This window comes from Sphingomonas sp. GW821-FHT09B04, assembly GCF_059418285.1.
The window spans coordinates 101,322-125,635 of the sequence record NZ_JBWKPO010000003.1; the positions used below are offsets into that span (position 1 = coordinate 101,322).

Sequence of the window (24,314 nt, forward strand, 5' to 3'; positions counted from 1 at the left end):
CTTTTGCTTCGTCGCCAAGCGCAAGAGCGCGCCGCCGCGTCGCTTGCTACCGTGCAGGGCGATCCGGAAACCGCGGCACGCGCCAACCGGCTCGCGCGAGACCTTGGCCTCCCGGCATCGACTGTCGAGCGCAAGCTCAAGGTAATCGAGCGCCAGGTGTCGATCCGACAGGCGGTGCAGGCGATGCGATCTTCGTCGTACCTGACCAACTGGTATGCCGACCCGCGCAACGCCGCGGCGACACAGGACGATGCGGCCTCTTTGCGGCGCCTAGCCGAGCGCGTTGAGGCCGTGCGCCGCGATGATGATGACCGCCTCACGTCGGCCGTGCGCACGACGGCCGACCGGCATGTCGCGTCTTCGGCGCAGGCAGATGGCTTCTTCTCCCGTGGAATGGCCCTGCTCCGCTCGGGTGGCTCCAGCGTCACCAGCGGCCTCGATCGTACCGGTGCGGCCCTCGCGCAGTGGTCCGCCGACAATCCGCTGCCATGGACGTCCGCCGAGCAGATCGCCCATGATCGCCGTGCCGCCGAGCAGTTGCGCCGCCGAGCCGGTGCCGAGGCGGCGGCGGCGGCGGCACCGATCCGCGGGCAGACGACGTTCGCGGACGTGAAAAAGCGCCCCACGCTCGGCAACGTTCTTACCTACTCCGCACAAGCGGGCGTCCAGTCGCTGCCCGGCATGGCCGCGGCGGCGATCGCGACGCCCGCCTATGTGATCTCGCAAGCGGGCAATATCGGGCAGAGCCGCGCGCAGAACAATTCGCGGCAGGACGCGCAAATCGGCGACGTTCTTGCCGCCACGCCGGCCGCGGTGGTGAGTGCGCTGCTTGAGCGCGTCGGCGCCAAGGGCATCTTCACCAGCGCTGGCAAGAACGCTGGCACCCGAATCCTATCCGCTGTGGGCAAGGAAGCCGCGACCGAAGCGCTTCAATCCGACATCGAATATGCGGGCGCTACGGTCGGCACCGACAAGCAGTTCGATTCGGGCGAAGCGCTCGAACAGATGGCCGCAGGTGGACTAGCGGGCGGCTTTGTTGGCGGCGGACTGCGCGGATTGCACGAGAGCGCCAGCGGCGTGCGGAAATCGATCCGCACTCTTCGCGATCGAGTGTCGGCGGCCGGTGAGGGCGAGACCATGGACGCCATCATGGATGCGGCGGAAGGGACGCGCACCAAGCAACGCGACCCAGATATGCTCCGCCAGTTCCTCGCGGGCGTGGCCGAAGACAGCGCGGTCGAGAATATCTACGTGCCAGGCGAGGCGGTCGTCGCATACCTCCAGTCGACCAGCGAGTATGACCGCGACTTCTGGGAGCCGCTCGAAGATCAGATCGCCGATGCGGTTGCGACCGGTGCAGACGTCGTGCTGCCGACTGCTGAGGTGGCCGCGCGCCTTGCCGGCACGCCCGCCTGGGACGCGCTGCGCGAAGACGCTCGCTTCTCGCCCGGTGGCGCATCGCGGCGCGAAGCTGGCGAAATGCCCGGTGATGTCGCCGCCGAGTTCGAAGCGGCGATCGAAGACGCGATGAACACCGCGCGCGAAGCCGCAGCGCCGCAGGACAGGCTCTTCCAGTCGATGGCGGACAAGCTGTCGACGGCCGGGTTCACGCCCGATGCGTCGCGCCAATATGCCGCCCTTTATTCCGCGCGCGCCGCCGCGCGCGCCTCGCGTCTCGGGAGCGAGCTCACCGGCGAGGAATATAACGAGCTCGAAGTGCGCCAGGTCCTACCCGAGACGCTGGCACCGATCGTCGGCGCCGACGGTCTCGACATCGTCATTCGTGCGATGCGGCGCGGGCGGGATGCCACCACCAAGCGCGCGGGGCCGTCGCTGCTCGAATGGATCGCGAAGCGCGGCGGGATCGAGGATCGCGGCGGCGATGTCGCCTCGATGGGAGGTGACCGTTGGCATCGTGAAGGCAGGTTTCGCAAGAAGCTCATCAAATCCACCGATGCCGACGGGCAGGGAACAATGTTCGCGCCGGGTGAGGGCTCGGCCACGGCACCCGATAGCCTCCTCGAGGCGGCTATCGAGGCAGGCTTCTTCCCCGAAATTCGCGCGCGCCTTGCCGGAGCGGACGCGAACTATGCCGACCTGCCCGCTCCCGACGTGCTCTATGACGCAATCTCAGCGGAGCTGCGCGGTTCGCCGATCTTCGCCGAAGAGGGGGAAGCTGACAGCACGCGGCTCGCAGCGCTGGAGCTCGCGCAGTTGCTCGAGGATTCTGGGTTAGATCCTGCGGCCGTAAGCGATGCGGACATTCGCACCCATGTCGATCGCTACCGCCAGCAACAGATCGACGGCCGGGCGTATGAGCAGCCCGGCGACGGGGAGACCCGCGGGCGCGCAATCTTCGACGGCGAACGCCGCATCATCGAGCTTTTCGAGAAGCGCGACCTGTCGACCTTTCTGCACGAGAGCGGACACGTGTTCCTCGAAGAGCTTCAGGCCGATGCGTTGACGGCAATCGATGGAGACGGCAACGCCGCTTCGCGCCAGCTCTTCGCAGATTGGGAGACGGTCAAGGCATGGTTCGCCACCAACGGCCATGCCATCGGGGAGAATGGCAGGATTCCGGTCGACGCGCATGAGATGTGGGCGCGCGGATTCGAGCGCTTCTTGCTGGAGGGGAAGGCACCCTCCTCGGCGTTGCGTCGCGCGTTCGATGCTTTCCGCTCCTGGCTGCTGACCATCTATCAGGTGGTGCAGAACCTCCGCGCGCCGATCACTGACGAAGTCCGCGACGTCATGGGGCGGATGCTCGCGACGGACGAAGAGATCGCCGCGGCGCGCGAAGAGCAGGAAATCCGCCTGTCGTTCGATCGCGAGCAGCTCGGGATGACCGAGGCGGAGTACGCCGCGCTCCAGCAAGCGTCAATCGAGGCACGCGACGAAGCGCGCGATGCGCTGCTTTATCGCGTCATGGCGACTGTCCGGGCGCGCCGGACGAAGGAATATCAGGCGCAGCGCGACGCATTGCTGGATGATGTCGCGGCCGATGTGATGGCGCGGCCGGTGTTCCGCGCGATGACGACGCTTCGCGGTGGCGCGAAGATCGACAAGGCATGGCTGATCGCCACCTATGGCGAGGACGTGCTCGGCATGATGCCAAAGGCCGTGCCTCCAATCTATGCCAAGAATGGCCAGTCGCCCGACGCTATTGCCGAGCTCGCGGGGTTCGACGGCGGCGACGCCATGGTTCGCGAGCTGATGGGCGTTGAGGAACGCCGCAAGCAGATGCGCGCAGCTGGCGACGACCGAAGCGTGCTGGCGTCCGTCATCGCCGATGAGACGGACGCGATCCTGCGCGACCGGTATGGCGATCCGCTGGCGGATGGCTCGATCGAACGCGAGGCGCGGGAGATCGTCCACAACGACCGCAATGGCGAGGTGATCGCGGCGGAGCTACGCGCGCTGGAGCGCCGGCGCCGTGGCGCTGGCGACCCGAACCAGGGCACCACCGCCTATCAGGTCGCCAAGCGGTGGGCCGCGGACAAGATTCGCAGCGGCAAGGTGGCCGACGTCGCGTCGCGCGCGGCGATCGAGCAGTACCAGCGCGCAGTGCGCCGTGCGAGCCGCCTCGCTGAAGAGGCGATGATGCGCGGTGATATCGACGAGGCGTTCCTCCAGAAGCGCTCACAGATGCTCAACAACGCGCTGGTGACCGAAGCCGGCCACGCCGCCGAAGCGATAGATGAAGCGGTCGCGCGTATGAGCAAGATCGCCAAGCGGCGCACGATGAAGAATGTCGATCAAGACTACCTCGAACAGGCACAGGCCCTCCTTGAGGCGGTCGAGCTGCGCGAGCGATCGCAGGTCTCCATCCGCAAGCAGGGTGCATTCGAGGCGTGGGCGCGTAAACAAGAAGCTGAGGGCCGCGACGTCGTTGTCCCGGCCTCGTTCGAAGCAGCGCTCGGCACCACGCATTGGTCACGCCTGTCGGTCGAGCGCTTGCTCGGCTTGGACGATGCGATCGGGCAGATCATGCAGCTCGGTCGCCTCAAGCAGACAATGCTCGACGCGAAGGAAGAGCGCGAGTTCGAGGCGGTGGTGCGTGAAGCGATCGATGCGGCGGAGAAGCTACCGCAGCGTCCGCCCTCCGACCTGATGGAGCCGTCGTGGGGGGACAGGTTCAAGGCTGGTGTGGCCAATGCCGACGCGGCGCTACTCAAGATGGAAACCGTCTTCGACTGGCTCGACGGCGGCAATTCGAACGGCATCTTCAACCGCATCGCGTTTCGGCCGCTCTCGGAGGCGCAGGACCGCGAGAACGCGCTCGCGCACGACTATCTCGGGCAAATCGGAGAGGCATTCGCGGCGCTGCCCTCCGACATCGTCAAGCGCTGGCAGGACCGCGTCCAGCTTCCCGAACTGCAGAATCGCGACACTGGCAACCCTTGGATGCTCACGCGCCAGCAGATCGTCGCCATCGCGCTCAACACCGGCAACGACGGCAATATGCAGCGCCTTACCGATGGGTACGGCTGGCCGCCGCATCTGGTGCGCGATGTGCTCAACCGCGAACTTCGCGCCGAAGAATGGCAGTTCGTGCAGAAGGTGTGGGATATCATCGACACCCTCTGGCCTGAGATCGCGGCCGTCGAGCGGCGTGTGAACGGTGTCGAGCCCGACAAGGTGATGGCAACGCAAGTGCAGACGCCGCACGGCACATTCCGGGGCGGATACTATCCCGCGGTCTATGACACCGCGAAAAGCTATCGGGCGGAGCAGTTCACGGGCGAGGCGATCGACCTGCTGGACGGCCGCTATACGCGCGCGACGACACGATCCTCTTCGTCGAAGGAGCGGTCGGAGAAGGTCAAGCGGCCGATCCTGCTCAGCCTCGGCGTCATCAACCGGCATGTCGGCGAGGTCATCCACGATATCACGCACCGCGAAGCGCTCATCAACGCTTGGCGCTTCCTCGGCGAAGAGCGGGTCATGCGCGCAATCGATCAGTCGCTGGGGCCGGCCATCCGCCAGCAATTCAAGCCATGGCTGCGCCACGTGGCGAATAGCTGGGCGAGCGAGCGGGCGGGGAATGAGGGCATCGGTGCCTTCGTCAACGGCCTGCGCACTAATGCGACGATCGTCGGCATGGGAATGCGCGTCTCGACCGTCATGATGCAGCTCGCGGGCTACTCGAACAGCTTCGAATATGTCGGCGCGCGATGGGTGACGCCAGCGATCGCGCAGATGGCGCGACATCCGGTCGAGACCTTCCGGTTCGTCATGGAGCGATCGGGCGAAGTCGCGAACCGCATGGACACGCTCGATCGCGATGTCCGTCGCTCCATCAACGCGCTACGTGGCCGTCGAGGCGCCATCGCCGACGCCAAGCGGCTGATGTTCCACGGCATCGGCTACATGGACCGGGTGGTCGCGATGCCGACTTGGCTGGGCGGCTATAACAAGGCGATTGCTGGCGGGGCAGAAGAGCTCGATGCGATTTACGCAGCCGACAAGGCGGTGCGATCGTCGCAGGGCGCGAGCGGTGCGAAGGATCTCGCCGCGGTGGCGCGGGGGGAGGGGAAGTGGGGCGAAGCGCTCAAGTTCTTCACGATGTTCTATTCCTATCTGTCTGCTTTCCACCAACGACAACGGACGCTGGGCCGCGACATCGCGTCTGCGGTGCGCAACCGCGATTATCGCGTCACGCCGCAGCTCGTCGCTCGCGCGTGGTGGCTGATTGTCATCCCTCCGCTGCTTGCCGAGGTTCTGGCCGGCCGGGGGCCGGCCGAGGAAGAGGATTGGGGTTGGTGGTCGGTTCGAAAGATGCTGTTCCAGATGCTTGGACCTATCCCGCTAGTGCGCGATCTGGGTGAACCGCTCTGGGCGAAAGCCACCGGCCAGCCGTCGTTCGGCTACAGCATCTCACCGCTCCAGCGGGTCGGCGAGACTTTCGTCAACGTCGCCGGCGATGCCGGGAAAGCGGCGCGCGGCGAAGATACGAAGCGGGCCACGCGCAACGCTCTTGAGGCTACGGGCTATGCGACCGGCCTTGTTCCCGGCCAGGTCGCGGCGGCGACGCAGTTCCTGGTCGATGTCGGCTATGGTGAACAGGATCCGGACGGGGTCGCCGAGTGGTGGGAGGGTCTTACCACCGGCAAGATCAGGGACGAGGAGTAAGGCTGTCTGTGCGTCACGCCCGCTCGTGAGAGGGCGGCGGATATCCCAGCGCAAGGATGCGCTTGGAGAAGTAGGTGGCGGTTACTGTCGAGACTTTGCTGGCGGGGCCGTTCTACCCCAACGGGGTGGTGACCTCTTTCCCGTTCGGCTTCAAGGCGTTGAGCGAGATTGAGGTCGAGGTATATCAGGGTGTCCCGAATAGCGGCGGCTTGGTCGACCCGGCACTTTATTCGGTAAGTTTCTCGCCCAACGTTGAAGGCGGCACGATCAACTTCAGCGATGCGCCAGCGGTTGGCAGCGGGGGCATTTGGATCGCGGCCGCTCCGACTTTCCAACAGCAGTCCGGCTTTAGTGGCGGCGAAAGGCCATTCACCCCGAGCGATGTCAATCGTCAGCTCGATCGCGCGGCCTTGCGCGATCTGGTGCTGAGGGGGCGGGTCGATCGCGCGCCGCTGGCGCCACTCGACGGGGCGGGTACCGGGATGTTCCCGACGCCAAACGGAGTAGGTGGCTGGGAGCTCACGCCGAGCGGCCCTGGCGCGGCCGGCCCTGCAGGCCCGACGTTCCTGTCGTTGGCGGCGTTCAAGGCTGCGCCGACCACCAACCAGCGGCAATCTCTCAAGGCGGCGGGCATCGCGTTCGGCGAATTCTACTTCGAAACGGCGAACGCGCCGTACGTCGCCGACGACATCAACATCATCAAGGCCGACAGCACGGCGCTGAGCGTGGGCGCGTGGGTGCGACAGGGGACTGACTCTGTCCGGTTTCAGCAGACCGGCACGGGTGCGGTGGCTCGCACTGCACAGTCAAAACTGCGCGAGGTCATCAGCATTGATGATTTTGGGGCTGACCCCACGGCATCGGTGGATTCGTATGCCGCACTAATAAAAGCGATCGGCGCATGCCCAGAGGGTGGCACAGTGCAACTGCCCGGGGTCTATCGCATTAGCGCTCCTGCAGGAACAACCGCGATCACTATCAATAAGACGATGACCATCGCCGGTCCTGGTCGACGGACCGGCAATATTTCGGACGGCAATCGAGCGCGTGGGATGCTGTTCTTCGACAGCGATGTGGCTGTCGGGATTGAGATTGATGACACGGTTGTAACGTTTGATGGCGTCGCGATCATCGGCATAAATTATGTCACGTCCACCGGCGATGGTATACATTGCAACGGCATCAGCGCCGGCTTCAATCTCGTAGGCGGCAGCGTGGTCCAGCAGTTCAATCGCGGCATTGTCGCGAATGAGGCTGACTACTGTAAGATCGACCGATCTTCGATCATCTATTGCCGCACGAGCATTACCGCCAACGGTTGTTACAACTTCAACATATTCAATTCTCATATTCGACCGGAGGGTCCGGGGTCGCGCGGTCTAGTGGGGATAAGTACCAGTCAGGTAAATATAATCGGCGGAGCTATCGAAAGCTTTCAGGAATGCGGTTGGCTCCTGCTTTCTGGATCTTCGCTCAACCTGAATGGCGTATACATTGAGGGTGCTAGCGCCGCTGCGGTGAACGGTATATTGGGCGACCATTGCTCGGTCTTCGAGCGTGCCAGCTTTGTCTACATGACGACGTGCGGAAAGCACATCACGGTTGAAGGTTCTGGCACCACCGGGTTCAGCATCGACAGTTGCGGGAACATCTTCTTGCCGGAAGGCACCTCGCGCCGGGTTGATTATTACGGCTTCAATCAGTCCATGGCGACCGGCTATGTCCGGATACAGGGCAATCGCTATATTGCAGGGGCGCCTGTCGGGGCCAATAACAACTGGCTCAACCCAAACTATCTGAGCGACTATGCCGCAATCTCTCAAGGTGTCGGAAGCTACCTTGTCGATTTTCCTCTTGGACATCTCAGCTTTAACAAGGGCTATAACAATGCTCTTGATGTAGTGGATCCGGCCGCAGCGAGCCTAGGGGCTGTCAAGAACCTTACAGCGGCGGCGTTCAAGGGAGCAGACGCCGCCAGCGATCCGATCGGGATTCGCACCGCTTATGGGCCAAACGCGCCGTATCGTGCTGTATTTCAGAATGGTCAGTGGGAGAAGGTCGGGCTCAGGCTCGCGGGCCAGGCCGATAGTACTGCAGCGACGGTTGCGGACATAGCGAACGACTTCAACTCCCTGCTCGCGAAGCTCCGTTCAGCGGGTGTGATGCCATGACTTTAAACAGTGGCAGCGTGCATGCGTTGGGATCGAGCGAACCGCAGCGCTGGACGCTCAAAAATGTGGTGCGTGATCAACCCCGCGATCGTCCCGGCCGCGACCAGCGCGGCAAAAGCAAGGCCGGGCGCCATTTCGGGGAGCAGCTTGGCGGCGGCGCCCATCAGCGGATAGTGCACAAGATAGATGGCATAGGAGGCGTTGCCGACTGCGACGAGAGCCCTTGGGGGCGTGATCAGTCGCTCGGTCTCCGACCGCACCGTGCCAGCAATCGCCATTGCCGCGCCGACTCCCTGCATAGCCAGCACCCAGAGGGGTTGGCGAACTGGATGGTGCTCACCCGTTACGGCCAAGCTGGCGACGCCGGCGGCGATGAAGATGCCGATCCCAACCGTCATGACGGTTCGCGGGAGCGGCATCTCGATCTTCGGAAGCAACCATGCTGCGCCGACGCCAAACCCGAACAGGATATTGATTGGGGCGAAAGCATATCCGGCGCCCAAGCCCGATGCGCTGATCACCAGCCATGTGCCGATCACCACAATACCAATCCGCCTGTGAACGACGAGCACCGCGAAAAGTGCGTAGAACAGCACTTCGTGGAGCAGGGTCCATGCGACCGCAAGCGGTGGGACACCAGGCCCGACGAGAAAGAGAGCGGTCATGGAGTTGACCGGCCTTGCCTCCGTGCCGCTGCCCAAGAAAGGCGCGGCGGTGTAGATGCAGAGGATCGGAATCGCGACCACCCAGTAAAGCGGGAAGATGCGCTTAAACCGACGGTTGGCATACAGGCGCAAGCGCTCCGGTCGACCGATATCGTCGTGATGCAGCCGGAAGATAAGAAACCCGCTCAAGACGAAGAAGAACGCGACGCCGGACGCGCCGATGCCACCCCAGCCGCCGAAAAGCGTCGCGTCCCAATATTGGGGCGATGCCACCAGAGCGGCGGCATGGAAGCAGACGACCATGAGCGCGGCAATCGCGCGGGCTACCTGCAGCGTGCCGAAGCGCGGCGCCCCGGATTGGTTGGCGTTCGTCTGCTCGATGTCCCCGCTGCCCATGTTGGAAGTCTACGCTTCCACGGACTCCCCGGCAACACTGTCCGCGATCCCGGCAGCGCAGCGCAGGTGCGGCGATGAGCACCGCGGGCGTCATCGAACAAGCTGGTACCTTTGCGGTCATGGGCGGGGGAGCTGGTGGCGGCTTTCTCGCCGTCAAATGGCTAATCGAATGGGTAGCTGGCCGCCTGGACAAGCGAGAGGCCCGCATCGACGCGGGGACCGACAAATTGATCCAGGCACTCGAGCGTCAGGTCGAAGCCCTTTCGAAGCGGTTGGAGGCGGTGGAGAAGAGCCTAGCCGACTGCCAGCAGAAGCACGCCGAAAGCGAGGGCACGGTCCTGCGCCTTAAGGCCATCATCGACGGTAAGGGTGAGATTGCACAGCGCGCGCAGGCCATCGTCGCGGCCGACCGGCTTGCTGCAGCTCGGGAGAAGGGCGAATGAGCATTCGTGAGACCATCTTCGGCTTTCTCCGCACTGCGCGTGGCAAAGGCTGGAGCTCGAACGACCCGCAGATTGGCGAGATCGACGCGAGCCTCACTCGCTGGGGTGTGACGGTCGATGGCACAGCTTCCGAGCGCCTCGGCGACCTGTCGATGAAGTATGAGACCGGCCATGTGCCGGGCGAGGAGGCCAAGGCTGCGGCGAAAGTATCCAGCGGCGCGCGCGATGCTGGCGGAAAATCCTATGGTGCCTATCAGCTCGCGTCCCTCAAGAGCCAAGTGGCCAGGTTCCTTGCGGCCGAGGGCGCGCGTTGGGCAAGCGAGTTCGCCGGCATGGACCCCACCCGGCCGGGCGCATTCGAGCAGCGCTGGAAACTGATTGCAGTTCGTGAGCCGGGCGCGTTCTTCGATGCACAGCATGCCTATATCGAGCGGACCCACTACCGGCCGGTCGCTGACCATGCAGTGGCGAACCGGCTCGATGTGAGCGCAATGCCCAAGGCTGTACGGGACGCGATCTGGTCGATGTCGGTGCAGCACGGCGGCGCGAAGACGATCGTCAGCGATGCCATTATACGGCTGGGCGGAAAGCGCGACCCCTCTACTGTCGTGAATGCCCTATACGACGCCCGACTAGCCTATATCCGCGGTATCACACTCGACCCTAAGACGCGGCAGTCGCTCGAGGATCGCTATCGCAGCGAGCGCGCTGACGCGCTCCGTATGATCGGGGGTGTGGCGTGAATATCCTGGACTATCTCGATCGCGTTGGGGAGCGTCGCCAGGCGCGAGCACTCAAGCGCGGCCCGCTTTGGCCGACCGATTTCCGAGGGTGGCTGGGCTTCGGCCTCTTCCTCCAATCCACGATGCTGTTTCTTCTAATCGCGGCGATTCCAGATATCCGCGAGAGCCAGGGTTTCCTGACGCTCGCTTCAGCCGTGATCGTCACCGGTTGGATCGGTGGGGCTGCGGCTTTCGCCTACGCGGCAGGCAAGCGCGACGCGGAGCAGCAAGAGCAGACCAAGCAGGCGCTCAGCCTTGCCCAGTCCGCGGTGAACAATGCGGCCCCGCTGGCCGGAGCGGAAGCGCCAGAGGAGTCCGCAACCCTGAGAGGATCGACCAAATGAAGCTATTCCTGATCCCGCTCGCCCTCGCGCTGTCGTCATGCGGCGGCCTAGGCGGCATTCAATCGCCGGGCTCGACTCCCGTCGCCGCGGTTACCGACCGCGTCGTGGTCGAAGCGGGCCGTGGTCTGATCCTCGCCAACCTCGCCTATCAGACCGTCGGCACGGCTGCAGCGATCGGCATCGAGCAGGGTGTCATCGCGGGAGCTACCAAGGACCGCGTGAAGGCGATCTCGCAGGAGGTAGTCGACGCGCTGGCGAAGGGCGAGCGGGGCGTGCGTAGCGCCGACAAAGCCGCGTCGGCCGCCGCGGCGATGGCATCGATCGACAAGCTCTGCGGCCTGCATCCCATGCTCAAGCGCGCCTGCGACGCGACACGTCAGGGAGAGAAGTGATGGATTCTGCCGATCTGCTCGAGAAGGCACGCAAGGCGGCCGAGGCTGTCGCTGCTGGCCGTGAGCTGGTGAAGGAAGTGCTGGAGAACGTCGCCGCGGCCGGCACCGCCCTGACGCTGCAGCAGAAGGATCACGTACTGGCGATGCTGTCGGCTGAGACTGCGCAGAGCTTGGAGCTGAACGAGCGCATCCAGCGGGGTTGATCCTTCGTCTCGACTCATGAGCGTGTTCTCATCATGTTCTACGCATGTCGAATCCCCGATCGCCTGGTCACCGCAACGATATGCCGCTCGACGAGGCGGTCGGGTTCGCAACCCATGTCATCATCCGGTGCAGCCCGCCGAGCTACGAAAAACAATGCGGCCGGCATGTCATCTGGCGTACCGAAGACCTCTACAAGCGGCTTCCACAATGCCGCACGCTGCGTGATTTCAAGGAGCGGCTCTATTGCCGCAAATGCAAGCTCCGCGGCTGGCTTTCGATCGAGCCGGCCGGCCGATAGTTACGGCGCACCCTGTCGGACAGTATCCTGACCGCTTCCTCCCGCGCCTTGCTGCGAACGGCGGCGACGGTGCGCCCCATCCTGACTGCGATCATGCCTGCGGCTTCGCCCGCCGCGGCCATTGCGCGAAGCCGGGCGATTTGATCGGCCGTCCATGGCTCACCCTGATGGTTGCGGCGCACAATATCGGGATAGTCCCGTTGACCGCGGCGCTGAAGCTCGACCGGGACGGCAAGGAACCACTCACGCTTGTGTTGATCGTACGAGGCGAGATCGAGAGAACGGGCGTCATCCATGGCCTCGGCCGTGGTCGACCGCCATGGTGCGCGCGGCCGTCCGAAAACTGCGATCCTGAATTGCTCCGCCATCTCAACGCTCTACATAGTTACCAATATGGATGAACGCGAGCTTAGCCTTGCCGTGGTCGGCATCGACTATGCGAACCCCGATAAGGGTAAGTCCGATCGGCGCTTCGAGATGCTGGTTTGCGAACCGGGCGAGCCCGTGGAGCTTCGCCTCGAGCCGAAGAACAAGCATGACGAACGCGCCGTCGCCGTGTTCAGCGCGCGGGGCATTCAGCTCGGCTATCTGACAGCTGAGCGGTGCGGCTGGATCGGCGCCAAGATCCGCGCCGGCGAGCCCTATCTCGCCGTATTCCAAGAAGCGGCGCCGACCGCGGCGATCATCCGCATTCGCTTCGGCGGCGGGGCGCCGAGCCTGCCACCCGCGCGACCCCGCACGTCGATCCGGCCGGCAGACGACTTCCACCCCGACCCTGACGGTCCTATGTGGGGCGCGTAGCTGGTATCGCGCCGGTATCGCAAATCGACCGATGTTCGTGGCCTGTTCTCGCGAATCACAGGTGGTAAGAGCGCCTTTTCCCTCTGAAGCCTTCCCGTTCGCCGCATTCGTAATGCGGGGGTCACAGGTTCGAGTCCTGTAAGCGGCACCACCCACCTATTTCGGTCACCATCGCAGAGCGTCTGACGCTACTCAAGGAATGTGATCGCCACGCGAAACTTGGAACGAAGGTCCGCACGCATGTGATCACCGCTGAGTTGCGAAGGTTCTGCAAATTCTCGGTCAACACGTTCCTGCGGCCTAGCGATGCCAAGCAGCTCAAGCACAAGCACATCGAGATCGTTCGCAATGGCAACCGGCAGTACCTCCGCATCACAACGCCCTTTTCGAAGACCGTCGCCAGCCCGATCATCTCGATGCCCAACGCGATCGAGGTCTACGAGCAGCTGCTGAACGCGAGCAAGGAGGCAGGATATGGCCAGCCTGACGATTACGTGTTCATGCCCCAGTATCAGAACCGCACGTTCGTGATCCGATCGATCAGCCGTCAGCTGCGTACGGTGCTACGATCGGCGGGACTCTATGAGGCTCCGTCAGGAGAGACACGAACGCTGTATTCGCTGAGGCACTCGGCCATCATGTTCCGGCTGATCAACGGCAAGGACATGTGCTTGCTCACATTGGCGCGGAATTGCCGAACGAGCGTCGAAATGATCGATCGCTTCTATGCCCGGCATCTGACCGCTGAAATGAACGTCGATGTCCTCCACAGCATGAAATGACCTGTGCCAATTTCTAGTCCTGGCCGGGATGCCGGTCCATCTAACCGATGTCGGGGATAGAATGGACGAGGACCAAGAAGACCGGTTGCAGGTCATCCACGAGCTTTTCGTGTTGATGACCGCGCTCAGCGAAAATGCTGCCGAGGTCGCTTTGAGCGGGCAGGGTGGTATCGACCCTGCCGAGTTTATCCAGCTTGCGGATCGGATGCGTGAAACCGGTCATCGGATCGCTGTGCTTGCCAGCGCGGTCGGCTACATTCCGCTGCGCTAATCAGCCGTCATTGCGGCTTCAGCAACGTGTCCGGTGCGATCTCCAGCGCTTCAGCCACACGTCCCAATGCCCTGACGCTGGGGTTGCGTGTTCCGCGTTCCATGTCGCTCAAATAGCTGCGCTTCATTCCTGCGCGAAATGCCAGTTCCTCTTGGGACAATCCGCGTTCGACCCGGAGCCGACGCACGTTCTGACCGAGGAGTTGGACCAAATCCATCGTTGCAGATGGCTTTGGAAACGCCGAAAGGTCTGTCCCCTAATCGTGTCAAATCCGATATGTACGTTGTTGTGATTAGATTTTCGAAAGGGGGAAATATGCAAAGATTGATGACCTGCGTCGCCGCTATCGCAATATCGGTCGTGGGAGGTTGCGACGTTCCGCGTGCAAAGGTCGGGAATGACAGTTCGGAGCCCAAATTGGACAATGCGGCCAGCAGTCGCTCTCCAGCGCTAGAGTCACCCAAACGGTATCGGGGTGACAAAGTGCCGGAAACGGCCAGAGCTGAACCGGACTATTCGTCCGAGTATGACAATTGCATGGGCGGGGATGACGCTGGGCTTAAGAGTGATTTTGATCAGACCGAATGTGCTCGCGCGGAACTCGATAGGCAGGATGTTGAACTCAATCGCCTCTATCGCGACTTGATGGCTGCTCTCAGTGACCCGAAGAGAGCTGAACTGAGAGGGCTGCAGAGGGCTTGGCTGATACAGCGTGAAGCGACATGCTCTGATAACAGTGAAGTGTACCAAGGTACGCTGGAGGTCATGCTCGAAGTCCAATGCTATCTTCGAAAGACGGCTGACAGAGTGAAGTGGCTAAAGGGATCTAGCTAGATTGCTGGCGGGGTGGGGGAGCAATTGCTCCCCCTGTCATTTACTGAATCGCTCCTTGAACGCAGCGACCGCACCGAGGATGTGCTGGTCGAGTTCACCATTGCGCACCGCGTTGCGAACGGTTTCCAGCGTAGCGACGAGCTGATCCCGATCAGCAACCTTGATTGCCGATTTGCCCTTTTGAAGCTCGAGTGCCTGATTGCCGTACTTGATCCACAGAAGGGTCGAGCCGTCCTTGTCGGTCGTCCACCACGGACGAACGCGGGTGCGAACCGGCATTTCCGTAATCTCGTCGTTTTCGAGATCACGGACACGACGAAAGCGAACTCGCTGGAACGGCTGGCCTGCGGCCTCGGCCTTCGCCAATGCGATTTGGTCGTCGATACGTCCGAGTAGTTTCTGCCGCATCATGCCAATGCCGCGGATACGGTGTTCAGCCGGGTTCGAAGCTACGACGGAAAGCGAGGAAAGCAGGGTCATCGATGATCTCCTTTGATGAGATCAGGACGGTCCGGATATCTGGAGAGTGGGGCAACGAGCTATCCCAAGCGTGTGCTTTTTGGTGATTGTTTTTGTTTCGACGGCGTGTCTATCTCTCAGAAGATTCGGATGAGGGGGGTCGCGTATGCTTCGACATTGCCGAGTGCTGTTGCTGGCAAGTTGCGCTGTTGCCGGGATATCCGGGTCGGTCGCGAACGGCGCTGAGACAGTTACCTATTCTTATGATGCGCAGGGCCCGTTGCGGGCTTCGTCAGTGTCTGGCGGGCCGGACAACGGCACCACTACAGCGATTTGTTATGACGCAGCAAGCAATCGGGAGCGCTATGTGACCACGGTTGCAGGGGCTGCGGCATGTACGACATCGACGTACCCGCCGACGGCGCCGCTTTCATCTCCGGTAGCGCCAGCTTCCTCCCCTTCACCGGTACAGGGCGGCCCCGCGCGCGCCCAATAATACCCCGCAGGCCGCACGGGCGCGCCTGCTGTTCTTGCAACTTCCCCGCCGGGGAACCGTATCCGCTTCCGGAGTATCACGATGAGATTGACGCTTGGCCTTGCTTTGGCGGCCTTGGGTGCTGTGGTGGCAACGCCCGCATTGGCAAAAGATCCGATCAGCCAGTGCACACAGCCGGGGCAGGCACTCACAGCAAGCGCACCGATGGCGGCGATGCAAAGCGCGATGTCGTCGGAGGATCGTCCCGATGGGCTCGTCTACCCGGTGTCGCCCAAGTTTCAGGCGCTGCTTCCCAAGGATGCGCCGTCGATCGACCTGGGAAAGGTCAATCTGAAGACCGGCGCGTACACCTTTACCAATCAGGATATCTCGATCGGCCTTGGGGAATTCCCGGCCCGGCTGCACATCGATCGCACCTATGATTCTGCGACGGCGGATTCGGCACCGGATCAGATCGAAAATCCCAGATTTGGGCCAGGCGCGCCGGATGTGAAGTACTTTGGGATCGGCAGCACCCACAATCTGGATATTCGGTTCCGCTCCGGTTGGGAGGCGTTCGGGATTGCTGCTGGTCCGGTCTACAAGATGATCTACGTCACGGTTGGACAGAATTCTTTTGCGTTCCAGAAGTGCGCCAATGGCGAGTTTGTCAGTTCAAGGCAGGATGGCACCCGCCTGGTCCCTGTTGGTGTGGCCCCTAACTCTCCAGATGGAGATCGGCCGGGTTATCGCTTGGATTTGGGAGACGGGACGCGGATTTATCTTTTCTCAGCCTCTCCGATTCCAGCTCCAGCGAGCGGAGCTGGAGTTTGCACATCTCCCAGCGACGATTACTCTAAAACCGAGTGCGGATGGGCTACGCGTTGGGAGGCGCCTAACGGAGACTGGGCGAACTTTAACTATGAAGCCTACTATGACCGTCCTGACACGGCGATCAACGTCCATCTGCAGACTGATCATAGAGTTGATAGTTACGACAATTCGCAGCAGGTTTGCATAGTGAATAGTCAGATGCAGCAAGATTGTCGAGATGTGTCGTCGACTTATTCATTTTTTCATGATAGCCTGAGCGGCGGATTGGAGATTAGAACAAATCGTCCAATGTACAGTTACCGTATGACGAGCGTCAATAATAGTAGAAATCTTAAAATGACTTTCTCATATGTTGATCAAAGTGTTGATGCTGGTGGATATTGTGCATGGATACTTAACGAATATATCCCATCATTGCAATGCGTTCTTCCTGAGAAGAATACTACTCTGAATAGAATTCAGATCCAGGGTGTTTCTGTCTATGCAGGCAGTGCGCTTGTGAAGCAAGTTTCCTATGGGTACTCAGGATGGAATGGAAATCATCTATCTTCATTCAGTGATGCTGTCGGCGGTGTCACCAAATATATGCTACCAGACCCGAATGAGGTGTACCTGCCATCTCATAGCTTGAAGATTTTCCTTCCAACCGACCATCAGAATCCCGCAGTATCCGTCGATATAGTGCTGTCAAATGGACAATATTTTCAGCATCTCCCGGTAGGGATTTGGCAGAGCGAATTTGCCCCTCACGCATATCGTAAATATCCGAGAGCCGTGAAGCAGACCTATGCCGATGGCCGAGTGATCGAATATCAAGCGACGCTGCGCAATAAATGGCGCTCAAGCAGCCACGAGAGATTTGGTTCTACAGTCCCAGTCACGTTCTGGACGCCGGTGGAGTATATCCGGAAGATGAATGTCGTCGAGGCGGGCGGGGTGACGACGACGCATGTGTTCGACGACGAGGATTCTCCGATCCGGATCGACGATCCGCTGCTCAATCAGACGTTCAACACCTATGACGATGTCGGCCGACTGCGGACCACGACGAGCCCGGAAGGGAGCGTCGTGACGATGACCTATGATGCGCGCGGTAATGTCATCCAGAAGGTGGCACAGCCCAAGCCGGGCAGTGCGCTACCTGCGATCACCACGTCGGTCACCTATGTCGGCGGACCGACGCTGCGCGCTGAAGGCTGCACCAACCAGCTCATCTGCAATCGTCCGTTGACCACCACCGACGCGCGCTCCGCAGTCAGTGATTATGTCTGGGACGGCGGAACTGGCTTGATGACTTCGGCCACGGGCCCTGCGGACGGTAATGGCAATCGACCGGTCACGACCTATGGATATACGTCGTATATTGCGCCCGCTGGTGGGATGATCAACCTTCTGACCAGCGAGACCGTTGCGATTGCACCGGGACAGCAGGTCACCACGACCTATGGCTATGATGCGGCCAACCGATACTTCCCCAAAGAGGTGGTGGTCAGCGACGGCACCCAGGCGCTGCGAAGCTGCATGCGGATCGGTCAAGACGGCACGCCGATCAGTGAAACGGCACCGCGCGCCGGGCTGTCGGTATGTCCGTGATGAGGGGGAGAGCCATGCGGGCAGCATTTCTTCTGCTGGCGGGCGGCGCGATCGCGCTTGCGGCGCCAGCCTCGGCGCAGAGCGATTTCACGACGCACTATCGGATCGATGCGGCGGGGCGGATCACCGGAACGATCTCGGCGGATCCCGACGGCGCCGGAGGCAATCCGCCACAAGCCGTGCGCAACACCTATGATCTGGCGGGGCGGCTGGTCAGGGTCGAGACCGGGACGCTCGCGACATGGCAGTCCGAGGCGGTGGCGCCAGTGAACTGGAGTGGGTTCACCGTCCACAAGGTACAGGACATCACCTATGATGGGGTGAGCCGGAAGCTGAAGGAGGTGTCGTCGTCGGGCGGCGTGGCTTATACCGTCACGCAGTATAGCTACGATAGCTATGGACGCCTGGAGTGTGCGGCGGTGCGGATGAACCCGGCGATGTTCGGATCGCTGCCGGCGAGCGCGTGTACCCATGGAGCTGCGGGCAGCGCCGGTCCGGACCGGATCACACGCAACTTCTATGATGCAGCCGGGCAACTGCTCAAGGTGCAGAAAGCGGTCGGGACCGATGTCCAGATCGATTATGCGCGTTACGAATACACGCCAAACGGCAAGCAGAAGGCGGTGATCGACGCCAACGGCAATCGTGCCGAGTTCACCTATGACGGCCATGATCGGCAGGCGAAATGGATATTCCCGTCACCGACGTCGGTCGGCTCGGTCAATCCGTCGGACTATGAAGAATATAGCTATGATGCCAATGGCAACCGGACGAGCCTGCGCAAGCGCGATGGGCGGGCGATCACCTTTGCCTATGACGCGCTGAACCGGGTCACGAGCAAGACCTATCCGAGTGGCGGCGCACGTCCAGTCTATTATGCCTACGACCTGCGTGGGCTGCAGCAGTCAGCAAATTTCGACGCCCCCACCGGCGTGGGGGTCACCACCCTATATGATGGCTTTGGGCGACCGGTTTCGAGCGAGAGCAACGTCACGGGCGTCAGCCGTATCCTCACATACCAGCACGACGCGAACGGCAACCGTACTCGAATAGCTCATCCGGACAGTCAGACCTTTGCATATGTCCGCGACGGCCTTGATCGGCTGTTGTACGCAGATAGCAACTCTACCACGGCATTGTTCCACCCGGTTTATGACGCCGCGGGCCGGGTCAGCACCCTCAACCGGTTTGGCCAAGCGGCATCCAATTGGACGCATGGAACCCACTTTGCCTATGACGGCATTTCGCGGCTGTCGACCTATGGGCAGGTGTTCGCCGGCGGCGGCAACGTCATCACCTCGTTCACCTACAACCCGGCCAGCCAGATCGTCTCGCGCACGCGGGACAATAACGATTACCGGTTCAGCGGTTATACGAATGTCGATCGCAGCTACGCCCGCAACGGGTTGAACCAATATGCCAGCGCGGGCAGCGCGTCGTTCACTTACGATGCGAACGGCAATCTGACCTCCGACGGGACGACCAGCTACACCTATGACATCGAGAACCGGCTGGTCAGCACCAGTACGGGCGTGACGCTGAGCTACGACCCCCTGGGGCGCCTCGCGCAGACCTATTCGCCGTCGACCGGCACGACGCAGTTCCTGTACGATGGCGATGCGTTGGTGGCCGAATATGATGGCGCAGGAAGCATGCTCAAGCGCTATGTTCACGGCCCCGCTGAAGGGCAGGATGATCCGCTGGTCGAGTATATCGGTTCGAGCACCGCTTCACCGCGTTATCTCTACGCGGATCATCAAGGATCAATCGTCGCCATCGCCGATAGCAACGGCAACCGTATCGCGGTGAACGGCTATGACGAGTACGGTATCCCCAATGGCTATGCCGGCTCGGGCACGCCAAATACGGGGCGGTTCCAGTATACGGGGCAGGCGTGGATCCCTGAGCTGGGCATGTATCACTACAAGGCTCGGGTCTATTCGCCGACGCTCGGGCGGTTCCTTCAGACTGACCCCATCGGGTATGCCGATCAGATCAACCTCTATGCCTATGTGGGGAATGACCCGCTTAACCTAGTTGATCCTTGGGGGCTTGAAGATAGAAAATATAGGACCGAGCCTCTTGCGGACCGTGCGATAAACCGTGCCGTTGACGCTAGAGAGAAGATTGAAGGTGCAAGAGAGATCGCATCCGCCGCCACGGATACTCCTGGCAATATGGCTAAAGACGCCGCTTCGGAGATGGTTCCCGATTCCATCTACCAAACTGACAGGGAGCGGCAAGGAATCGATGGCGACTATGGACTTTACCCTGACTATCCAAAGCTTCCGGAAGTAAGGAAAGTAGTTAATAGCAATATCGCCCATGCCATCGAGCGGGGCATCGAGCGAGATACATTTGAGGATTCCGCTTCGGCGCGTGGGGTATTTTCAGGGCTTAAGTCTCAGGTCACTAAATCTAAATCCTGGCCGCAGGGGACTGTTTATGACCGGAGCGGTACCGGTGAAATTCGGTCCAACTCCGTATTGGTGCCCGTGGGAGCAAATGGCTTCGCGGTATACCGTGTCCTTTCCAACGGCACTGCTATTTTGAGGACTTTGATAACAAGGAGATAATAATTGTCGAGAGACGGAACTGGTAGATTTTCCCTCGAGGTCGGTCAGGACAAAGGTGTTGCTTATCTTCGTACCCCAAGCCATCCTGGAGCGGGAGTTAGGGGAATAGTAGCGAAGCAAGTGGATTTGATGGCCGAGTTTGCGATAGGAAAAGATGTGAGAGTTATTGTTGACCTGGATCGGGAGGGTGAAGTAATTGGTGTTGAAATAGTTACGTATTGATGCCTTGTTTTTCCACTGTTTCGATCGTGCTGTGGACATTCAGTAATTTTCTTGAGTAAATTTGTGCACAGGATTCTGTCGAGCTATCCCCCCCCGGTGCGTCATGAGGCGCCTACGCGGTCGGGCCTGATGGCCTGATGCGCTGATAGGCGACGAGAGGTCCCGAGACCCGAAGCCACCCGACAGCGTTTGAAGGCCGTTCAGATCAATGCAGTGGCCAGCAGCTGCCGGTCGTTGCGCTTGCCGGTGGTGACACAATCGCGGCGCCCGGCGTGATGGTGAAGTGCTATTCTGAGGGAGGCCGCTGTTACTTCCGGGTTGGTCGACTTCGAGTCTTGTTTCGGCACCGAACACGTCACCAAAGAGGCAAATGTTCGTCCTGGGATTGGGATAACCCTCTCCGACCTAAAGTCTGGATTGGTACCCGGCTAAATTGCGGAAATTCCACGTAAAAGTGCGATCGATTGCGAGTGTCAAAGCGGGTCAAGCCTTCAAAATTAGCCCGCAATCTGAATCGGTTACGACTGGACTCGTGCCTTCGTAATGCGGGGGTCACAGGTTCGAGTCCTGTAAGCGGCACCATTAAAGCATTGATTTTAAATGCTTTTTTTGAACTTATTTCCTCATTTCATAGCGCTTTCCTGCGCTCTTGTCACAATCCAGTCACAAGGGCCGATTGGCGACCATTACGAAGGGAGGGCGGCGTTGGTTGGTGCAGGTCCGCCGCAAAGATATCCCTGCTGTCAGTAGAACCTTTGTACGATGGCCGATGCAAAGGCATAGGCGGCCTTGGAAGAGGCGCAGATAGAGAAGGGGTTGCCTCCATCCCCTAGGCGGCTGCTAGCTCAAGCGACTTATGGTGAGGTGATCCGTAGGTATCGGGATCAGATAACGCCGCATAAAAAGAGCGCGGATACCGAGGCCCAACGGCTTAGGCAGCTGGAGAATAGTTGTCTGGCCGCGATGTCGCTCATTGACCTGACGGCTATCCGCTTGGCGTCCTATCGCGACGAACGATTGCGGAGTGTGAAGCCCGCTACTGTCCGACGCGAGCTTGCTCTAATTTCCCATTCTCTAGAAGTGGCGAAGAAGGAATGGGGCTTTGCCCTGCCTGTAAACCCGGTTCGAGAAATTAGGCTGCCTACCGTAAAGAACGCTAGGGATCGTCGTCTAATGGCAGGGTGGTGGCATATCCATCACCCTCTGCGCCCTGCAGGCATTGCCGGGGAGGTTGATGCAACGATATCCGGTTCTAGCCGATCAACTGGCAAAGCTGTCCGACCAACTCCGTGTTGCTGCACCGGGTTATGCCCTTCATGTGCCTGCGGCGTTGAAGGCAGGCTTGGATGCGGTGGGCGTGGCGATCGACAGCGGGAGGCTGCGGCTCCGCCCCCTGAACAGAGTGTGGTCAATGCGCTCCGTCTAGCGCGAGGGCGCAACCTTATTGCCCGTCCTGTTGGTGGAAAAGGTGGTCGGGCGCTTGTTGGCTCCGGTCGTCCGCCTCCGGCCGATCTTGCTCCCCTGATTATCACGGATGCATCCGGTGGGGTGCAGACCGCCTATGATGTCATGGAAAATACGCAGGGTCGCCTCGTGCGCTTGCCATCGGCTGAGCCTGACTACTGCAACATGCGTATCCATCTATGGGAAGCGGCGGTCGGTAAGGAGGCCTTGCAGGATAGTGACAAGAGCAGACCCATCTACCGCAAGATCGCCAAGCAGATGCGTGGCGTAGGCGGCGAGTGGCTCGTGGTGTCATTCAAGGCCGATGGTGACCCCGAGAATGGTGTCAAGTATTTTGCACCTTTTGGCTTTGTAGTCACGGCGATTAGCGCTTGGGCGAATTTCGAGACCAGTCGTCAGCAAGGCGAGCCGATTGACGTTTCACTCGTTCGAGCCGCCGCTCCGCCTGTGGCTGGTGCAGTCGGTGCCTACGGGGGGGGGGGGCGGGTCTTGGTGGCGTTACTGGCACAGCGGTAGGTGGAACGCCCGGTGGCGTTTTGGGTACCATTGGCGGGGGAACTGGAGGGGCCGTCGGTGGGGAGTTTGTGGGTACAACTGGCGCAGAGAGTTATGCCATACTCAGAGGAATTCACTCGTGCTGAGATCTGAACGGTTTCGCGGATACTACTCCCTACCGAAGCTAATATTTTTCGAGCTCGGATTATTGGCACTTGGGATTGTACCACTACTGCCGGGTGTTTCGAGAAGACTGCAGTATACAGCGGCGCTTTATCAGAATCCGCTATGGTATTTTCTCATTTTCTGTTGTGTGGTAATGGTAACATTTGCGCTGTTGTTGGTGCCAATGCTAATTCGATCATTGTCAGGGCTTCCAGCGGTTGAAATAGATGGCAATAAAATGACAATATTTCGATTGAAGAGGAAGGAGTATCTACTCAGAGATATTGCCAGTGTGAAGGATTTGAACGGGACCCAGGTTCTCGTGCTTTCAAATGGTAAAGAGGTTGCGTTTCCAGTTCTGTTTATGTCCAACTCTGCCGATATTGTTTCAGCTCTACGTGGCGCAATCGAGAGTGGTCGCTGATAAGGGGAACGCAAGCTTCTATTATCATTTCTCTACCTCTATCGGGGATGCTGACGCGTGAGGATGATCGACAGATCCTTCGCGCCCTTGGGCATCACGATGATGGTGTACAGCTTGGTTCCGTCGCCCATTGGAATCATCGCCTCGCGCTTCACATAATCGCGTGCGTCGATCGGCGGCGTGAACTTGGCGGGGATGCCGCTGGCCGGCCAGGCCCGGTCCTGCGCCACAGAGGGAGGCGCGAACAGGAGCAGCGAAGCGAGAAGGAGGGTCTTCAGACTCATCCTCGCGGTTCCTTTCGAACCTTTGGCTTACTCCGGCACATAGACGAGATCACCACTGGGAAGCCGGTAGGTGACTCCCGCTTTCACACCACCACCTTCGCCCATGCGATCCGATGCAGTATAGCGTTTGAGCTTCTCGCCGTCCTTGACCGTGATCGACATGTCCTTCTTGCCGGGATTCTCGACCACCACCACCTGTCTGGACTGGAAAGGGTTGAGCGGGTTGCGCGCGATCAGCACCATCAGCACTGCGGTGATGACCAGGAACAGATCCACCAGGTTGACGACCGAAAGGATCGGGTCGTCATTCTCATCGTCTTCGATGAAGCGCATCAAACCGCTCCCGTTTCGATCGCGCGCAACTCCTCGAGCAGCCAGCGCCTGCGGATGGTATAGACGAAGAAGGTGATCGACGCGGCGAGCAAGGCAAGGATCACCGAGGAAAAGGCGACCACCAGATTCTCGCCGACGGCTTGGCTGTTGTTGGTGCCAAGCGCCAGCAGCGCCGGCCCCATCGGGATCATGGTGGCGACCAGCCCGAGCATCGGCGCCGCACGCGACACGATCCGCAGCCACTCGAGCCGGCGCAGCACGACAAGCTCGAGGTCGTCGATGGCGCAACCAGTGCGCTGCCGATGGACAGTCAGTCGTCCGCCACGTCGTCCGCGCATCCGCTGCACCCATTCCGCGGCGAACCCGCCAAGGGCAAGGATCGCATAGGCGAGGGACGCAAGGATCAGCATCATCACCGGGACGAGAAATAGACGCGACAGGTCGTACAGTGTCGCTTCAAGCACAGGCATCAATG

The 24,314-nt window shown here is 60.7% G+C and carries 21 protein-coding genes and 1 tRNA gene; 15 read left to right on the forward strand and 7 right to left on the reverse strand.

The window, feature by feature from the left end:
* The first annotated feature begins 3 nt into the window (after window positions 1-3).
* Together AC07NK_RS10140 and AC07NK_RS10145 are read left to right on the forward strand one after the other, a co-directional pair.
* Entirely contained in the window at window positions 4-6,132 is a 6,129-nt protein-coding gene (locus tag AC07NK_RS10140; RefSeq protein WP_495170467.1) for an acetyltransferase, read from the forward strand.
* A gap of 74 nt (window positions 6,133-6,206) precedes the next feature.
* Complete coding sequence (locus AC07NK_RS10145) at window positions 6,207-8,303, forward strand: pectate lyase family protein (RefSeq protein ID WP_495170468.1); 2,097 nt, start codon at window positions 6,207-6,209, stop codon at window positions 8,301-8,303.
* A gap of 2 nt (window positions 8,304-8,305) precedes the next feature.
* Here the strand turns inward: AC07NK_RS10145 and AC07NK_RS10150 are convergent, their stop codons facing one another.
* Entirely contained in the window at window positions 8,306-9,364 is a 1,059-nt protein-coding gene (locus AC07NK_RS10150; protein WP_495170469.1) for an acyltransferase family protein, read from the reverse strand.
* A gap of 74 nt (window positions 9,365-9,438) precedes the next feature.
* On the opposite strand from AC07NK_RS10150, the gene AC07NK_RS10155 reads away from it, so the two are divergent.
* From AC07NK_RS10155 to AC07NK_RS10175, 5 genes are read left to right on the forward strand one after another with little or no spacing between them, the layout of a single operon-like run.
* Complete coding sequence (locus tag AC07NK_RS10155) at window positions 9,439-9,807, forward strand: hypothetical protein (RefSeq protein ID WP_495170470.1); 369 nt, start codon at window positions 9,439-9,441, stop codon at window positions 9,805-9,807.
* Window positions 9,804-10,550 (forward strand): VgrG-related protein, encoded by a 747-nt coding sequence (locus AC07NK_RS10160; RefSeq protein WP_495170471.1) that lies wholly within the window; start codon window positions 9,804-9,806, stop codon window positions 10,548-10,550. The genes AC07NK_RS10155 and AC07NK_RS10160 overlap by 4 nt, the downstream gene beginning before the upstream one ends.
* Window positions 10,547-10,933 (forward strand): hypothetical protein, encoded by a 387-nt coding sequence (locus AC07NK_RS10165; protein ID WP_495170472.1) that lies wholly within the window; start codon window positions 10,547-10,549, stop codon window positions 10,931-10,933. The genes AC07NK_RS10160 and AC07NK_RS10165 overlap by 4 nt, the downstream gene beginning before the upstream one ends.
* Complete coding sequence (locus AC07NK_RS10170) at window positions 10,930-11,325, forward strand: hypothetical protein (RefSeq protein ID WP_495170473.1); 396 nt, start codon at window positions 10,930-10,932, stop codon at window positions 11,323-11,325. Before AC07NK_RS10165 ends, AC07NK_RS10170 begins: the two co-directional genes overlap by 4 nt.
* Window positions 11,325-11,528 carry a hypothetical protein gene (locus AC07NK_RS10175; RefSeq protein WP_495170474.1) on the forward strand — a complete coding sequence of 68 codons (204 nt, stop codon included), beginning with the start codon at window positions 11,325-11,327 and terminating at the stop codon, window positions 11,526-11,528. The genes AC07NK_RS10170 and AC07NK_RS10175 overlap by 1 nt, the downstream gene beginning before the upstream one ends.
* A gap of 241 nt (window positions 11,529-11,769) precedes the next feature.
* Here AC07NK_RS10175 and AC07NK_RS10180 read toward each other — a convergent pair whose 3' ends face one another.
* On the reverse strand, window positions 11,770-12,123 hold the full coding sequence (locus AC07NK_RS10180; RefSeq protein ID WP_495170475.1) for a hypothetical protein: 354 nt from the start codon (window positions 12,121-12,123) through the stop codon (window positions 11,770-11,772).
* Between AC07NK_RS10180 and AC07NK_RS10185 the strand changes: the two genes are divergently transcribed.
* From AC07NK_RS10185 to AC07NK_RS10200, 4 genes are all read left to right on the forward strand, one after another.
* Window positions 12,122-12,628 carry an HIRAN domain-containing protein gene (locus tag AC07NK_RS10185; RefSeq protein WP_495170476.1) on the forward strand — a complete coding sequence of 169 codons (507 nt, stop codon included), beginning with the start codon at window positions 12,122-12,124 and terminating at the stop codon, window positions 12,626-12,628. The two genes, AC07NK_RS10180 and AC07NK_RS10185, sit on opposite strands and share 2 nt — an antisense overlap.
* A 40-nt stretch (window positions 12,629-12,668) precedes the next feature.
* Window positions 12,669-12,779 (forward strand) — tRNA-Thr (locus AC07NK_RS10190).
* A 91-nt stretch (window positions 12,780-12,870) separates the two neighbouring features.
* On the forward strand, window positions 12,871-13,410 hold the full coding sequence (locus AC07NK_RS10195) for a site-specific integrase (RefSeq protein ID WP_495170477.1): 540 nt from the start codon (window positions 12,871-12,873) through the stop codon (window positions 13,408-13,410).
* Window positions 13,411-13,471: 61 nt separating this feature from the next.
* Window positions 13,472-13,681 (forward strand): hypothetical protein, encoded by a 210-nt coding sequence (locus AC07NK_RS10200; protein ID WP_495170478.1) that lies wholly within the window; start codon window positions 13,472-13,474, stop codon window positions 13,679-13,681.
* A 7-nt stretch (window positions 13,682-13,688) separates the two neighbouring features.
* On the opposite strand, the gene AC07NK_RS10205 is transcribed toward AC07NK_RS10200, so the two are convergent.
* The gene (locus AC07NK_RS10205; RefSeq protein ID WP_495170479.1) at window positions 13,689-13,898 is read right to left on the reverse strand and encodes a helix-turn-helix domain-containing protein; all 210 of its coding nucleotides are present in this window, start codon (window positions 13,896-13,898) and stop codon (window positions 13,689-13,691) included.
* Between the two features lie 320 nt (window positions 13,899-14,218).
* On the opposite strand from AC07NK_RS10205, the gene AC07NK_RS10210 reads away from it, so the two are divergent.
* Window positions 14,219-14,515: a lysozyme inhibitor LprI family protein gene (locus AC07NK_RS10210; protein WP_495171002.1), complete on the forward strand. Its 297-nt coding sequence runs from the start codon at window positions 14,219-14,221 to the stop codon at window positions 14,513-14,515.
* 36 nt (window positions 14,516-14,551) lie between these two features.
* On the opposite strand, the gene AC07NK_RS10215 is transcribed toward AC07NK_RS10210, so the two are convergent.
* On the reverse strand, window positions 14,552-14,995 hold the full coding sequence (locus tag AC07NK_RS10215) for a DUF6641 family protein (RefSeq protein ID WP_495170480.1): 444 nt from the start codon (window positions 14,993-14,995) through the stop codon (window positions 14,552-14,554).
* Between the two features lie 556 nt (window positions 14,996-15,551).
* Here AC07NK_RS10215 and AC07NK_RS10220 point away from each other — a divergent pair.
* From AC07NK_RS10220 to AC07NK_RS10230, 3 genes are all read left to right on the forward strand, one after another.
* Entirely contained in the window at window positions 15,552-17,876 is a 2,325-nt protein-coding gene (locus tag AC07NK_RS10220; protein ID WP_495170481.1) for an RHS repeat domain-containing protein, read from the forward strand.
* A 14-nt stretch (window positions 17,877-17,890) separates the two neighbouring features.
* Window positions 17,891-20,452: an RHS repeat-associated core domain-containing protein gene (locus tag AC07NK_RS10225; RefSeq protein WP_495170482.1), complete on the forward strand. Its 2,562-nt coding sequence runs from the start codon at window positions 17,891-17,893 to the stop codon at window positions 20,450-20,452.
* Window positions 20,453-22,222: 1,770 nt separating this feature from the next.
* Window positions 22,223-22,654: a hypothetical protein gene (locus AC07NK_RS10230; protein WP_495170483.1), complete on the forward strand. Its 432-nt coding sequence runs from the start codon at window positions 22,223-22,225 to the stop codon at window positions 22,652-22,654.
* A 606-nt stretch (window positions 22,655-23,260) separates the two neighbouring features.
* Here the strand turns inward: AC07NK_RS10230 and AC07NK_RS10235 are convergent.
* From AC07NK_RS10235 to AC07NK_RS10245, 3 genes are read right to left on the reverse strand one after another with little or no spacing between them, the layout of a single operon-like run.
* Window positions 23,261-23,506, reverse strand: coding sequence for a hypothetical protein (locus tag AC07NK_RS10235; RefSeq protein WP_495170484.1), 246 nt, complete (start codon window positions 23,504-23,506; stop codon window positions 23,261-23,263).
* A 27-nt stretch (window positions 23,507-23,533) separates the two neighbouring features.
* Window positions 23,534-23,839, reverse strand: coding sequence for a DUF2149 domain-containing protein (locus tag AC07NK_RS10240; RefSeq protein ID WP_495170485.1), 306 nt, complete (start codon window positions 23,837-23,839; stop codon window positions 23,534-23,536).
* Window positions 23,839-24,309, reverse strand: coding sequence for a MotA/TolQ/ExbB proton channel family protein (locus tag AC07NK_RS10245; protein WP_495170486.1), 471 nt, complete (start codon window positions 24,307-24,309; stop codon window positions 23,839-23,841). The genes AC07NK_RS10240 and AC07NK_RS10245 overlap by 1 nt, the downstream gene beginning before the upstream one ends.
* Between the last annotated feature and the right edge of the window lie 5 nt (window positions 24,310-24,314).